14 protein-coding genes, 1 tRNA gene and 1 pseudogene are annotated in these 13,521 nt (G+C 45.3%); 4 read left to right on the forward strand and 12 right to left on the reverse strand.

Annotated elements, in window-relative coordinates; genetic code table 11:
* Positions 1–259: 259 nt before the first annotated feature.
* Positions 260–347, reverse strand: a tRNA-Ser gene (locus H6A32_RS12295).
* Between the two features lie 288 nt (positions 348–635).
* Here H6A32_RS12295 and H6A32_RS12300 point away from each other — a divergent pair.
* Complete coding sequence (locus H6A32_RS12300) at positions 636–1,559, forward strand: alpha/beta fold hydrolase (protein WP_087166489.1); 924 nt, start codon at positions 636–638, stop codon at positions 1,557–1,559.
* 91 nt (positions 1,560–1,650) lie between these two features.
* Here H6A32_RS12300 and H6A32_RS12305 read toward each other — a convergent pair whose 3' ends face one another.
* From H6A32_RS12305 to H6A32_RS12355, 11 genes are all read right to left on the reverse strand, one after another.
* On the reverse strand, positions 1,651–2,016 hold the full coding sequence (locus H6A32_RS12305; protein WP_087166490.1) for a DUF1667 domain-containing protein: 366 nt from the start codon (positions 2,014–2,016) through the stop codon (positions 1,651–1,653).
* 2 nt (positions 2,017–2,018) lie between these two features.
* Complete coding sequence (locus tag H6A32_RS12310) at positions 2,019–3,284, reverse strand: NAD(P)/FAD-dependent oxidoreductase (protein WP_087166491.1); 1,266 nt, start codon at positions 3,282–3,284, stop codon at positions 2,019–2,021.
* A gap of 17 nt (positions 3,285–3,301) precedes the next feature.
* Positions 3,302–4,738, reverse strand: coding sequence for an NAD(P)/FAD-dependent oxidoreductase (locus H6A32_RS12315; RefSeq protein ID WP_087166492.1), 1,437 nt, complete (start codon positions 4,736–4,738; stop codon positions 3,302–3,304).
* Positions 4,739–4,771: 33 nt separating this feature from the next.
* Positions 4,772–6,268 (reverse strand): glycerol kinase GlpK, encoded by a 1,497-nt coding sequence (glpK, locus tag H6A32_RS12320; protein ID WP_204864462.1) that lies wholly within the window; start codon positions 6,266–6,268, stop codon positions 4,772–4,774.
* 38 nt (positions 6,269–6,306) lie between these two features.
* Positions 6,307–6,900, reverse strand: a complete 594-nt coding sequence (locus H6A32_RS12325) for a glycerol-3-phosphate responsive antiterminator (RefSeq protein WP_330677550.1) — start codon at positions 6,898–6,900, stop codon at positions 6,307–6,309.
* A 180-nt stretch (positions 6,901–7,080) separates the two neighbouring features.
* Positions 7,081–7,791, reverse strand: a complete 711-nt coding sequence (locus tag H6A32_RS12330; RefSeq protein WP_204864463.1) for a lysophospholipid acyltransferase family protein — start codon at positions 7,789–7,791, stop codon at positions 7,081–7,083.
* 13 nt (positions 7,792–7,804) lie between these two features.
* The gene (locus tag H6A32_RS12335) at positions 7,805–8,443 is read right to left on the reverse strand and encodes a Fe-S-containing hydro-lyase (protein ID WP_204864464.1); all 639 of its coding nucleotides are present in this window, start codon (positions 8,441–8,443) and stop codon (positions 7,805–7,807) included.
* A complete protein-coding gene (locus H6A32_RS12340) occupies positions 8,404–9,246 on the reverse strand; it encodes a fumarate hydratase (protein ID WP_191426983.1) in 843 nt (280 codons plus the stop codon). The genes H6A32_RS12335 and H6A32_RS12340 overlap by 40 nt, the downstream gene beginning before the upstream one ends.
* Positions 9,247–9,258: 12 nt before the next feature.
* Positions 9,259–10,737, reverse strand: a complete 1,479-nt coding sequence (locus H6A32_RS12345; protein WP_204864465.1) for a DUF4153 domain-containing protein — start codon at positions 10,735–10,737, stop codon at positions 9,259–9,261.
* Positions 10,718–10,954 (reverse strand): helix-turn-helix domain-containing protein, encoded by a 237-nt coding sequence (locus H6A32_RS12350; RefSeq protein ID WP_087166498.1) that lies wholly within the window; start codon positions 10,952–10,954, stop codon positions 10,718–10,720. The genes H6A32_RS12345 and H6A32_RS12350 overlap by 20 nt, the downstream gene beginning before the upstream one ends.
* 13 nt (positions 10,955–10,967) lie before the next feature.
* On the reverse strand, positions 10,968–11,432 hold the full coding sequence (locus H6A32_RS12355) for a DUF2975 domain-containing protein (RefSeq protein ID WP_087255239.1): 465 nt from the start codon (positions 11,430–11,432) through the stop codon (positions 10,968–10,970).
* A 213-nt stretch (positions 11,433–11,645) separates the two neighbouring features.
* Here H6A32_RS12355 and H6A32_RS12360 point away from each other — a divergent pair, with 213 nt between their 5' ends.
* From H6A32_RS12360 to H6A32_RS12370, 3 genes and pseudogenes are all read left to right on the forward strand, one after another.
* A complete protein-coding gene (locus tag H6A32_RS12360; RefSeq protein WP_087255236.1) occupies positions 11,646–12,239 on the forward strand; it encodes a type IV toxin-antitoxin system AbiEi family antitoxin domain-containing protein in 594 nt (197 codons plus the stop codon).
* A gap of 86 nt (positions 12,240–12,325) precedes the next feature.
* A pseudogene (locus H6A32_RS12365) lies at positions 12,326–12,938 on the forward strand (nucleotidyl transferase AbiEii/AbiGii toxin family protein).
* 108 nt (positions 12,939–13,046) lie between these two features.
* Positions 13,047–13,511, forward strand: coding sequence for a C-GCAxxG-C-C family (seleno)protein (locus tag H6A32_RS12370; protein WP_087255265.1), 465 nt, complete (start codon positions 13,047–13,049; stop codon positions 13,509–13,511).
* Positions 13,512–13,521 lie beyond the last annotated feature (10 nt).

Genomic DNA, 13,521 nt, shown 5'->3' on the forward strand with positions numbered 1-13,521 from the left:
CGCTAATCCATCCCGTTACTGTTGTCTGGTTTGTGGAACTTGAAGTTCCTTGTTCTGAATAATTCTCATGAATTTTCAGGGATCGTTGTCTATTGTTCAGTTATCAAAGTTCTTGGTTTTCGTTGCCGCTCTCTCGCGACAGCTATATTAGATTATCACATCTGCTCGTTTCTGTCAAGCACTTTTTTAAAACTTTTTTGTTTTTTTGATCTGATAATCTGTTCTTTATTTATCACCCGAAAAAGGGCAATAAATAAAACGGAGAAAGAGGGATTTGAACCCTCGCGCCGGTTGCCCGACCTACACCCTTAGCAGGGGCGCCTCTTCAGCCTCTTGAGTATTTCTCCGGATACTGAATTCATGTCAGTATTTTATTATGCGTTCCATAACGCATGAGTAATTATACTAAACTCCTTTCTTATTGTCAAGCAGAATTTTTCGGTTTTCTTGCCAATTTTTGAAATTTCACTTTTTTCATCTTTCATTATATAATTCTCTCTCCGTTTTTCCTGTTTTAATTTAAGAAAGCCGGAAAGATACGCATTCTTTCTTGACATCATTTTTTCTGAATTCTACAATGATTTTAGACAGATGAGATGAACTTACGATCTGTAATCTAGAATGGAGGTGTTTATATGTTACATGAAGTTCAGTTTCCATCTTATAATGAACGTGATACCGTCTGTGGCTGGATTTACGTTCCCGCTGCAAAGCCGAAGGGCATTGTCCAGCTGATCCACGGATATGGTGAACACTCACGAAGATATCTTCACATGATTTCAGCCTTTGTGGATGCCGGCTATATTGTTGCGGCCGATGATCATGTAGGACATGGAAAAACGGCTATGATGAACGATACCTGGGGAGACTGGGGTGACAAGGGATGCCATACTATGATGGAAGATGAACATGCACTGACCGGGATTGTCCGCGAAAAATATCCGGAGCTTCCATATTTTCTTTTCGGACACAGCATGGGATCTTTTATCGCAAGAGATTATGCAGCCAAATATGGTGCAGAGCTGACCGGTGTCACAATCTGCGGTACCGCCGGTGTTTTCCGGGGAGCCGGGGAGGCGGAGGAGGAACTGAAATCAGTTGTCGACGGTGGCCATGGCGATGAGGCAGATCCGTCCTATGCCGGAAAACTTCTCGGATGGATGTGTGAACGCTGCGAAAGCTCTGCTCTCGGCAATGAATGGATTTGTTCTGATCCATATGTTCAGAAAGACCATGCGGAAGATCCGTTCGATGCTTTTACCAAGCCAACGCTGAATCGTTCTCTTTACTATTTCACTCAGATGATGCGTGTAATCACAGGAAAAGAGTGGGCTGAAAAAGTACCTGCTTCTCTGCCATTCTATAATATTGGAGGAGATCAGGATCCGGTCGGCAACTATGGTCAGGGTCTCTATGAAGTATCCAACTGGCTTCATGATACCGGGCATCAGGTTCAGACAAAAGTGTATCCTGGATACCGCCATGAAATTCACAATTACGCAGACATCCGCTGTGATGTAGAACAGGGGATTATCGACTTCATGGACAGTCTGATCTGACATCCGGCTCCGATAAGATATTCTGCATAAATAATTAAAATGTGCCGTACAGGAATTATATTCTTTTCCGTGTACGGCACATTTTATTTCTTTATGCTTTTTCTACATGTTTCGTCGCAACAATATCCACGCCTGTCCCGGCCACATCTTTCAGGATTACGTCGCCAATCTTTACCGGAGCTTCTTTCTCGATTCCTTTGAGTGCTTTGACGCAGTCAAAAATCTTCCCTTTTGGAATATCTTCCTTTGTCTTTACCGATACCATATCTTCAGCTCCGCCTTTTACCCGGATGGTGGAAGTCACAATCCGGGTCGGATTTGTCACTTCCTTTCTCGCGTAGATATCGCCTCTTTTGCATGTATTTCCTGTAACACTTACGACCTGTCCATCTTCCATCTCTACCGTAATCGGGCAGCCCATCGGACAGCTGATACAGGTTAAATGTCGAATTTCCATTTCTACGCCTCCTCTATTGTTACTGTAATTATTTTCAGGTCAGCATGCTGAGAAAGTTGTTCCTTTGTCAGCCTGATCTCTTCCATCTCGCCCGGAGCCACAATCTGACGTCTGCGGCGAATGACCCTTTCCTGATCAAAATATACACTTACATAACAATTTTTAAATACTGCTCCCGCACGGAAGCGTACAGTAAGCTCATTTTCCATCCGTTCCGGATCAATCGTGGATGGAACCGTATAGCGTACTCCTCCTGTCGGATTCATTGTGATTCTCCGCCCGCTTCCCGGTCTGCTTTCGCCTTTTACATACGCTGCCGCATGTTTTCCCGCCGCAGCTGCCTCCTCAGACACAAAGTCCACCAGGTCATGTACGTGAAGCACGTTTCCGCATGCAAAGACTCCCTCAATATTTGTCTCAAGACTCTCATTGACAACCGGACCGGATGTAACTCTGCTCATTTCCACACCCATGCCGCGTGAAAGTTCGTTCTCCGGAATCAATCCGACAGAAAGCAGAAGTGTGTCACATGAATACTCTTCTTCCGTTCCAGGAATTGGTTTCCCGTTTTGATCCACTTCGGCCAGTGTGACTCCTTCCAGCCGTTCCTTTCCCTTGATGTCTACAACTGTATGACTTAATTTCAGCGGAATTCCATAATCGTCGAGACATTGAACAATATTCCTCTTCAGTCCTCCGGAATACGGCATCAGCTCCGCTACCACTTTGACTTTTGCCCCTTCAAGCGTCATTCTCCTGGCCATAATCAATCCGATATCTCCGGAGCCAAGGATCACGATCTCACGCCCCGGCATCATGCCTTCCATGTTGACCAGTCTCTGTGCAGTACCAGCGGAATAAATGCCTGCCGGACGATATCCCGGAATATTCAGCGCTCCTCTGGACCGCTCCCTGCAGCCCATAGACAAAATGACAGCCTTTGCCTGAATTTCAAACAGCCCTTCTTCCTTATTCATGGCCGTTACCACTTTTTCATGGCTGATATCCATAACCATGGTATTCAGCCGGTATTCAATGCCAAGTTCAACGACCTGATCAATAAACCGCTGGGCGTATTCCGGTCCGGTCAGTTCTTCCTGAAAAGTATGGAGGCCAAATCCATTATGAATACACTGGTTCAGGATTCCGCCAAGCTCCTTGTCTCTTTCCAGAATCAGAATACTGTCTGTTCCATTTCTTTTTGCTGAGACTGCGGCTGCAAGCCCTGCCGGTCCTCCCCCGATGATGACAATATCATAGTTTTTCATCTCCGAAGCCTTCCTTTCTACAATCTGTCTTTATTTGTACCGACGACAAGCCGGGACTCTCCGCCCGTTTTTGTAATTTCGGACATGTCTTTTCCCAGTTCCCGTGCGAGAATTTCCATGGTTCTTGGCGAGCAGAATCCAGACTGGCATCTTCCCATTCCTGCCCGTGTACGCCTTTTTACTCCATCCAAAGATTTTGCACCGAGCGGACGGTGAATGGCATCCAGAATCTCTCCTTCTGTAATCATTTCGCACCTGCAGATCACATTTCCGTATGCCGGCTCCTTCCGGATCAGCTCCGCATGTTCTTCCGTTGACAGCGTATTTGGATCAAGAATACCTTTCCTTGTCTCTATGAAATGCTCCTTCTTCTCCAGCCTCATTTTTTCTTTCAGAATATCCGCCACCATCTCCCCAATTGCCGGACAGCTGGTAAGTCCAGGGGATTCAATTCCCGCACAGTCAATAAATCCTTTTGCGTCCTCAACTTCTCCGATGATAAATTCACTGCCATCCTCATGAGCACGAAGTCCTGCAAATGATGTGATGACCTGTCTCATCGGAAGGTCTTTCACACTTTGTCCCGCCTTTGTGATAACCTCATCAAGTCCTTCTCTGGTCGTATTGGTTCCTTCTTTATTTTCAATATCATTCGCAGTCGGTCCCAGAAGCAGATTGCCGTGTACCGTCGGTGTCACAAGAACGCCCTTTCCATATTTTGTCGGAAGAGAAAAGATGGTTCTGCTCACATGCTGACCGGCTGTCTTATCAAGCAGACAGTATTCCCCTTTTCTCGGCGTGATGTGAATCTTTTTCCTGCTGACCATATTGTGAAAACGGTCTGCATACACCCCGGCCGCATTAACAACGTACCTTGTCTGGAAATTTCCATGATTTGTATGAAGTTCATATCCGCCGTCAATCTTGACAATGTTCTCCACTTCTGTTCCTAATCGAAATTCCACTCCGTTCTCACATGCGTTTTCCGCCAGAGCAATATTCAGTTCAAACGGACAGACAATCCCTGCTGTTGGCGCATAAAGTGCCGCACAGACCTGATCATCCAGATTCGGCTCCATGGCCTTTGCCTCTTCTCCGCTGATGATTTTTAAGTCTCTGACTCCATTTTTCAGTCCTTTCTCGTACAGTTCCTGCAGTTTCGGCATATCCGTTTCGTTCAGACAGATGACAAGAGAACCGATTCTCCGAAACGGAAAATCCAGGTCTTTTGAAAGCTGTTCCATCATCTCATTCCCTTTGACATTCAGTTTTGCCATCAAAGATCCCGGAACTGCATCATACCCTGCGTGTACAATCGCGCTGTTGGCTTTTGATGTTCCGCAGCAGACATCCTCCTCTTTTTCCAGGACACAGGCTTTGATCTTGTATCGGGAAAGTTCCCTCGCGGATGCCGCGCCGGATACGCCCCCTCCGATTATGATCACATCATACATCTCTTCTCGTCTCCCTTCTTCCTGACACCATTCTCAGTCTTCTTTTGCCCATCCATAGGCATATTTTACAGCTTTATTCCATCCTTTGATTTTTTTCTGCCTCTTTTCTTCATCGATGGATGGAAGGAAAATCTGATCGATCTTCCAGTTTTTCTTTACATCCTGTTTATCTTTCCAGTATCCTACTGCAAGTCCTGCCAGATAGGCAGCGCCCATTGCCGTAGTTTCCACGCATCTTGGACGGTTGACCGGAGCATTGATGATATCCGACTGCGTCTGCATAAGGAAGTTGTTTGCACTTGCCCCGCCATCCACTTTCAAAGATGCCAGCTGGATTCCCGAGTCTGCTTTCATCGCTTCCAGCACATCGTTCACCTGATATGCGATAGACTCCAGTGTAGCCCGGATAATATGATATTTGTTGACTCCCCGGGTAATTCCCACGATCGTCCCTCTTGCATACTGATCCCAATGTGGTGCTCCAAGTCCGGTAAATGCCGGAACAACATAGCATCCGTTCGTATCCTTTTCTTTTTTTGCCATATATTCCGAATCTGCCGCCGAATCAATCAGTCTCATTTCATCCCTGAGCCACTGCACTGCTGCTCCCGCGACAAAGATGGAGCCTTCAAGAGCATAATTCACTTTTCCATCCATTCCCCAGGCAATCGTGGTAACCAGTCCGTTTTGAGAAAAAACAGGTTTTTCTCCCGTGTTCATCAGAAGAAAGCATCCCGTTCCATATGTATTTTTCGCTTCTCCTGCCTTGAAACAGGTCTGTCCAAACAAAGCGGCCTGCTGATCTCCTGCCGCTCCTGCAATCGGAATCGCTCCGCCCAGAAATGAAGGGTCTGTCTCCCCGTATATGCAGCTGGACGGTTTCGGCTCCGGAAGCATAGCCTTCGGAATATCAAGTTCCTGAAGAATCTCATCGTCCCATTCCAATGTATTGATATTAAACAGCATGGTTCTGGACGCATTCGAATAATCTGTCACATGCACAGCACCTTTTGTCAGTTTCCAGATCAGCCATGTCTCCACGGTTCCAAACAAAAGCTCGCCTTTCTCAGCTCTTTCTCTTGCTCCCGGCACATTGTCCAGAATCCACTTGATCTTCGTTGCAGAAAAATAAGCATCGATCACAAGACCTGTTTTCTCCCGGAATTTTTCCGTCAGTCCTTTTTCCACAAGAGAATCACAGTATTCAGATGTCCTCCGGCACTGCCAGACAATTGCATGATAGACCGGTTCCCCCGTATTCTTATCCCAGACAATGGCGGTCTCTCTTTGATTGGTAATACCGATTGCCGCAATATCATCTGCTGTAGCGGAAATCATATTCATTGCTTCGACAGCCACTCCAAGCTGGCTTGCCCAGATCTCATCCGCGTCGTGCTCCACCCAGCCCGGCTTTGGAAAATACTGGCGGAATTCCCGCTGAGCCACGCTGCACATTTCTCCCCTCTCATTAAACAGGATACACCTGTTGCTTGTGGTTCCCGCATCCAGCGCCATTACATATTTAGCCATATTCAGTTCCTCCTTTTTTTCGGCTCCTGTGCCGTATTTTACATTGTCCAGACATTCTGGTTTGTGGAAGAAACACACAATGCTCCTGCCGACAGTGCAGCCATAACGGATTTTCTGTCTGTAATCAAACCTCCTGCGATAATCGGGGTCTTCAGATCCTGACAGATGTTCCGGATAATATCCGGCATCAGTCCGGGCAGGATTTCAATGACATCCGGTCTGACTCCGCCCGGAAGAGTCCTGACATTTTCCAGCGCCATGGAATCAATCAGGAAATACCGCATGACGGTGAACATTCCCAGTTCTCTCCCTCGTTTGATCAGAGCCGGTTTTGTAGAAATGATCCCGTCCGCCTGCGTAGCCTTTTTGATAAAATCCACCGCAATCTCCCTGCTTCCAAGTCCGGTAATCAGATCTGCATGGACAACTGCCATCTTCCCCGACTCCTTGATTCTTCCTACAAGATCCGGAATACTGCAGAGATCTCCAAAAAGGATGAAGACAACCTTGATGTCTTCCAGACTGCAGCATTTCTCCAGTCCCTCCTCATCCTTCACCGCCGCAATCACCGGATTTTCCTCCAGCATATCATAGAATCTCTGGTTCATTTTTCTTCCACTCACTTCCTTCATTCTGATTCTCCGGAATCAGAAACTCTATCCTCCTCTGTTTCCAGAAAAAAAGAAGAGCAAAACAAAACAACATCTCTGTTGTCCTGTTGCTCTCCCGTCTCAGCATTTGTTCTTCAATTAAGAAAATTTTATCATAATGCTGTCTCTTTTACAAGAGATCCTGCCGAAATTCTTATGGTATCAGATATTCTTTTCTATTGTCTGTTCGATCCTTTTTTTTACCTCTGCTGCAATCTCCGTCGTTTTCATGTCTTTGTATTCTTCGTAATACATCGGTTTCAAAAAATGAACCTGTACAGTCACCGGTTTGATGCTGTTTGTATCAAACGGCTTAAATGCGTCAATCAGTGCCACCGGAATGATCGGACATTTTGCCTTTGTTGCCGATTTGAAGCTTCCTCCTTTGAAAGTCCCCGGTTTATTTCCCTCTTTAGATCTTGTTCCCTCCGCAAAAATCAGGTAATTTCTTCCACTTTTCACTTCATTTGTCACATCGATGATGACCTGCATGGCCTGCCTGACATCCTCCCTGTCAATCATGTACGCCTTCATGCAGGCAAAGACCTGTTTCAGAAACGGAATATTGGCAATTTCCTTTTTTGCGACAACCGAAAAAGGAACCGGGCATGCCTCAAGCACTGCCAGCACATCGTAAAGCCCCTGATGGTTTGGGAAAAACATAAATCCGTTTTCTTTCGGGATGTTTTCCTGTCCGTGTACTTCGATATGGACGCTGCCTCCCTTATTTGCCTTGTGGTCAATATACTTTAAAAGGCGGTATCGCTCTTCTTCCGTATATTTATCTACGTGGCTGGCGTAATAGCACAGTTTAATCCATCCGTACGGAACAAAAATCAGATTCCGGATGACCATCATTAATATACGCTTCATTTTTCTTCTCCTCTTATGCTTTCCTGTACTGTTCTATTGCTGTTTCGTACAGATTATTTCCTTTGCTGTCTGCCACTACGATAACCGGGAAATCTTTCACATACAGTTTGCGTACTGCCTCTGTTCCAAGATCCTCATAGGCAATCACTTCCGATGACTGGATGCACTTTGATAAAAGAGCTCCTGCTCCTCCGACAGCCGCAAAATAGACTGCCTTGTTTCTTACAACCGCATCCAGCACTTCCCTGCTTCTCTTTCCTTTTCCGATCATGGCTCCAAGGCCAAGATTCAAAAGTTCCGGTGTGTATTTATCCATACGGCTTGCCGTTGTCGGTCCTGCTGATCCGATCTGACGTCCTTCTCTTGCCGGAGACGGCCCCATATAATAAATCATCTGACCTTTTATATCAAACGGAAGTGCCTCTCCCCTGTCCAGAGTTTCCTTCATCCGCTTATGCGCGGCATCTCTTGCCGTATAAATCGTACCTGTAATATAGACATAATCTCCCGCCGTCAGTTCTTCGGCAGTCTTTTTATCGATCGGTGCGCTGATCTGCTTTTCCATCGTCTTATCCTTCCTTTCTGTATTCCATCTTTCTGCTGAGGTTCTTCCTACAGTTCCCGGACAATATGCCGGTTGACGTGGCAGCATATATTGACCGCCACCGGAAGTCCTGCAATATGTGTCGGATAAGTATTGATATGAACTGCCAGAGCTGTTGTAGTGCCTCCAAGTCCGCCCGGACCGATTCCAAGTCCGTTGATCTTTTCCAGCATTTCCTCTTCCAGTTCCCTGACATACGGAATCGTGGAATGAGCCCCGGTCTCACGTGTCAATGCCTGCTTTGCCATCAGTGCGCATTTTTCAAAAGTTCCCCCGATACCGACTCCTACCACCATCGGCGGACAGGCATTCGGACCCGCCTCGCTGACCGCCTTTAATATTGCGTCTTTGACTCCCTCGATGCCATCTGCCGGCTTTAACATGAAAACCCGGCTCATATTTTCACTTCCGAATCCTTTTGGTGCCACCGTAATCCGGACAGTATCTCCAGGGACAATGGAATAATGAATAACAGCCGGTGTATTATCTCCTGTATTGACCCGCTCAATCGGATCCCCTACAACAGATTTTCTCAGATATCCTTCGGTATAGCCTTTACGCACACCTTCATTGACAGCCTCCTCGACGGCTCCGCCCTCCAGATGGACATCCTGTCCGACCTCCAGAAAGACAACCGCCATCCCGGTATCCTGGCAGATCGGAATCATCTCATCCGCCGCAATCTGAAGATTTTCAGAAAGCTGTCCGAGAATCTGCCGTCCAAGCGGGGATGCTTCTGTCTCCTGAGAGTGTTTTAAGGCAGCCTCCATATCTTTTGAGAGATAATGGTTGGCTTCTATGCACATTTCTTTGATGTTCTCTGTGATCTCACTGACATTTACTGTACGCATCGTGTTTTCTCCTTATGTGATGTCTCCATATTCTTTCAAAAAACGCTCCGCTGATTCTTTCGCTCTCGCCTCACCGATACTGTATGTCCATCCCGGTTCATTGTCGTACATGTCTACGACTTCCTGACAGTAATGAATCAGATTTCCCGGATCTCCTTTGAGATGCTGGATCTGCTCCGCGTCCACCGCAAGCAGGAGATCTCTGGAAAACAGATACCGGATTTCATCGTATGATTCGATCCACTCTTCTTTATAGGCCAGATTATAACGTGCCATCCACTCATCCGGTCTGGAAATGGACAAAATCAAATAGAATGCGGCACAGACAGCCGCACTGTAACGAAACAGTGGAAAGTCTTTTTTATATACATTTACTATAACACCTGCCAAAATGAAAGACAAGACACATAATCCCCACAGTACCAGGACTCTCGAAAGCGTAAACCTGTATGCTTCGATATACATGCACATCCGGTATCCGGAAGAAAGGATCATCACATACGTGCAGCCGGAAAAAACGGTAAGGAGTCTCTGCATCAGCCGTTTTGGGTAAAACAGGTGGATGACCGCAAGAACAATCAGCAGATTGATGATACTGACTCCAAGCAGTTCAAAAAATCCGCTTCTTGCGTATTCTGCATAAGTATATCCATCCGGAAGCCCCATTCCGTGTCCGAAGAACAGTGATCCGAGCTGAATCGCACAGAAAATCAGATAAACTGCCGTCAGAATCGATATGCAGGTGATCCCTGCAACCTGAATCGGACGCTCTTCTTTTTCTTCCGTCTCAAAGTCCGGATCATAATTGACAAATGCCTGCCATACGGCAAAGCAGAGAATAAATCCAACCAGAAACAGGGTGATCCAGCCTGTCGAAAAAGAAAATCCTCTAAAATTTCCAGTAAACAGACGGATAAATTCCGCAAATACCATATCTCCTGAAAAAAGGAGCGGAAAAATTACAAGCAAAAGCAAACCTGCCAGAATGATTCCGAGCACCACCTGTCCGATATAACCTGATTTCTTCTTTTCTTCCCCGTCTTCCTTACTTTTCCGGTATCGGATCAGTGCCCGGAATGGAGACAGAAGATTTCCGAGCGGAGCAAACATCATTCTCAGATACACCACCGTATAAGAAAGGAAATTCCAGTTCCGGTCTTCGTAAAACTGGTGGATCAGGATCAGAAAGAACAATCCGATACTTCCAAACCAGTTAAACATAATAAAGAAATCCGATGTCGTCAAAGTCGATGATACACCGAGCAGCACCATCACGGTCATATAATAGACTGTCTCTTTTTTCAGTTTCATTTCAAACATCCGGAAAAATCCCGCAAGAAACAGGCAGGTTACCAGCATCAGGACCGGAATCCCGATTCCGCTCATATTCCGGTACAAAAGAACCGCAAACAAGATCCCGTAGATCAGACTGCCCGCAAGCAGTTTTCCCGTCTTTTGTTCCATGATTACTTCATATCTGCTCTTCTCCATCCTTTTCCTCCTCTTCTTCTACATATTCGATCAGATCTCCCGGCTGACAGTGGAGCGCCTTGCAGAGTGCTTCCAGAGTCGTAAACCGTACGGCCTTTGCCTTATTGTTTTTCAGGATTGACAGATTGGCCATCGTGATATCGACTTCCTTCGACAATTCCGTCAGCCCGATCTTTCTTTTTGCCATCATGACGTCCAGATTCATACGTATTGCCATCTTCAGAACCCTCCTAAATTGTCAGATCATTTTCTTTTTTATAGCGGACCGCTTCTGAAAAGACACCCGCCAGCACGAAGCTGAACAACGCCGCAATAAAAAATACAACAATAATCACCACGCCTGCCACGGTTCCCGCAAATATGGTTTTCACAAGAAACGCTGCCGCAATCACAAAACTTGCCGTGCCCATGATCTTGAGTTCTCTCACGTTTTCATCTACAAAACAGTCCTGACTTATGACAGTCTTCATCATCTTCCTGAGGCAGAATACAATCGCAAGTCCCATCACACCGGAAATCAGATAAACCGCCACATACAGGATATAGTGTTCCCGGATGACTCCCGCAAAATGATCTCCTGCGTACTGTAAAAGAAACGGGGACATCAAAAGTACAATCACCCCGGAAACAAACATAAAATCCAGAATCCATTTTGTTCCCAGTATCAGTCTTCTCTCAGATCTTTTTCCAATCATTGTTTTGCATCCTCCTTGCTGCTCTTTGACTTTTCTATACCATAGCACGGTGCTTATTGTTTTTCAATATAGATTTATCGTTTTTCGATAAAATTAAGAATTTCTTCATTCACTACATTCAACCTGATACGGAAATTGAACTTCTAAAAAATATGTACAAATTTGACACTATATGATATAATGGTGTCAAGTTAAGCCGAAAAGGGTGATGTTATGATTGATTTAGATTCTTTAAAAAAACTTGTCAGGGAAAATGGTTATCTCTATACCAAAGACGTAACCAACGCAGGAATTCGCCGGGAATATCTCAAAAAATATTTGGAAGAAGGCAGCCTGATTCGGGAAAGTCGGGGAATCTATTCCTTTGCTGACAGTATCAATGATGAATTTGTATTGTTGCAGAGCAGATGTAAAAAAGGCGTTTTCTCTTATGGAACAGCATTGTATTTTCATGGCCTGTCAGATCGGTTTCCACAGATGATTTCCATGACAGTGCCGAAGACCTACAATGTATTTTATCTAAAAGAAGAATTATTTCATGTAGAGTTCCACAGAATCAAACCGTCCTTATGGGACCTTGGAATGATAAAGATGATCTCACCGCAGGGCGGGAAAATCACGGTCTATGATAGAGAACGGTGTATCTGTGATATGATACGAAGCCGCAAGCAGACTGATCCACAGGTTTTTATTCAGGCGGTGAAAGGATATTTTTCTTCCAAAGAGCGTGATAATATTCGCTTGATGGAATATGCCAAGAAATTTCACATTGAGGAAAAAGTGCAAGAGTATATGGAGATATTATGATGAAAACACCAGAACAATTAAAAGGATCCATCCGCAGCCTGGCAAAAAAGAAAGGAATCCATGCACAGGAAGTCCTCCAGATTTTCATGTTTGAACGTATCATTGAACGTCTTTCCGTTTCTTCATACAAGGACAAGTTTATTTTAAAAGGCGGTCTTTTAATTTCCGCCATCCTTGGAATAACTGAACGGACTACAATGGATATGGACACAACTGTAAAAGGATTTCCAATGGATGAAAAGAGCATACGGAAAGCGATCACCGAAATTCTGAATCAGCCAGTGAATGATGGAATCGAATTTCAGCTTTTATACCTAACACCTATCCGTGAAGATGACGAATACGAAAATTTCCGTGCTTCGATCCAAGCGACTGGCGGAAAAATACGAAACGATTATCCGAAGAAATATCGGAAATACGCGTGCAAGAGATTTTTATGATTTACACCTTTTGTATCGACTATATCAGGAAAATGCAGACTGGGACCTTTTAAAACAGGCAGTTCTTTCCACAGCGAAGAAAAGAGATTCCTTATCCGTTCTGCAGGACACGGCACGTATTCTGCCAGCGTTGAGAGAATCAACTGTTCTGCAGGGTTTATGGAAAAGGTATCAAACACAAAATTTATATGCAAGAGAGATTACATATCCTGCTATCATGGAAACAATAACTGAGTTTACAGAGAGAATGAATTTCTAGCAAGAACTGTAAACAAAATATAGAAAAATCCTGATGTGCTGCATTTTACTTTTTTCTTTCGGAATTGTATAATGGGATACAAAGAGAGAAGAGAAAAGAGGAATGTATATGAATACAAACATCGATATGGAGCAGCTTGCACAGGACGCAGATAACATCTTCCATCAGGGATTTGCCTGTTCGGAATCTGTCATCTATGCAATCCGTAAAAATTTTGAGATTGATCTTTCTGATGACGCCATTGCCATGAGCAGCGGATTTCCGTGGGGTCTGGGCGGAGGCGGCTGCATCTGCGGAGCTCTGGCAGGAGGTGCGATGTGCATCGGCTACTTCTTTGGCCGGAGGACGCCGGGAGATCCGAGAAATCAGCGTTGCTTCGCACTGACGAAGGAACTCCATGATTTCTTTACGGAATCCTTCCATTCGCCTTGCTGCGGAGTATTGATCAAAGACTACGACAGGGACGCCCCGGAACGGAAAGCCATGTGTACGGACATTGTCACTTCTACTACAAAAAAGACTGCGGAGATTATTTTAAGAGAGCTGAAACATGACGAACAGCAGGAATCCTAAGCGCGATTCC

This window comes from Drancourtella massiliensis, from assembly GCF_016900655.1.
Lineage (GTDB): Bacteria > Bacillota > Clostridia > Lachnospirales > Lachnospiraceae > Sellimonas > Sellimonas catena.

Excerpts from the sequence above, each read along its gene's own strand:
- H6A32_RS12300 (WP_087166489.1), top strand. The coding sequence starts at position 636 with ATGTTACATGAAGTTCAGTTTCCATCTTATAATGAACGTGATACCGTC.
- H6A32_RS12305 (WP_087166490.1), bottom strand. The coding sequence starts at position 2,016 with ATGGAAATTCGACATTTAACCTGTATCAGCTGTCCGATGGGCTGCCCG.
- H6A32_RS12310 (WP_087166491.1), bottom strand. The coding sequence starts at position 3,284 with ATGAAAAACTATGATATTGTCATCATCGGGGGAGGACCGGCAGGGCTT.
- H6A32_RS12315 (WP_087166492.1), bottom strand. The coding sequence starts at position 4,738 with ATGTATGATGTGATCATAATCGGAGGGGGCGTATCCGGCGCGGCATCC.
- glpK (WP_204864462.1), bottom strand. The coding sequence starts at position 6,268 with ATGGCTAAATATGTAATGGCGCTGGATGCGGGAACCACAAGCAACAGG.
- H6A32_RS12325 (WP_330677550.1), bottom strand. The coding sequence starts at position 6,900 with ATGAAGGAAGTGAGTGGAAGAAAAATGAACCAGAGATTCTATGATATG.
- H6A32_RS12330 (WP_204864463.1), bottom strand. The coding sequence starts at position 7,791 with ATGAAGCGTATATTAATGATGGTCATCCGGAATCTGATTTTTGTTCCG.
- H6A32_RS12335 (WP_204864464.1), bottom strand. The coding sequence starts at position 8,443 with ATGCTGCCACGTCAACCGGCATATTGTCCGGGAACTGTAGGAAGAACC.
- H6A32_RS12340 (WP_191426983.1), bottom strand. The coding sequence starts at position 9,246 with ATGCGTACAGTAAATGTCAGTGAGATCACAGAGAACATCAAAGAAATG.
- H6A32_RS12345 (WP_204864465.1), bottom strand. The coding sequence starts at position 10,737 with ATGGAGAAGAGCAGATATGAAGTAATCATGGAACAAAAGACGGGAAAA.
- H6A32_RS12350 (WP_087166498.1), bottom strand. The coding sequence starts at position 10,954 with ATGGCAATACGTATGAATCTGGACGTCATGATGGCAAAAAGAAAGATC.
- H6A32_RS12355 (WP_087255239.1), bottom strand. The coding sequence starts at position 11,432 with ATGATTGGAAAAAGATCTGAGAGAAGACTGATACTGGGAACAAAATGG.
- H6A32_RS12360 (WP_087255236.1), top strand. The coding sequence starts at position 11,646 with ATGATTGATTTAGATTCTTTAAAAAAACTTGTCAGGGAAAATGGTTAT.
- H6A32_RS12370 (WP_087255265.1), top strand. The coding sequence starts at position 13,047 with ATGAATACAAACATCGATATGGAGCAGCTTGCACAGGACGCAGATAAC.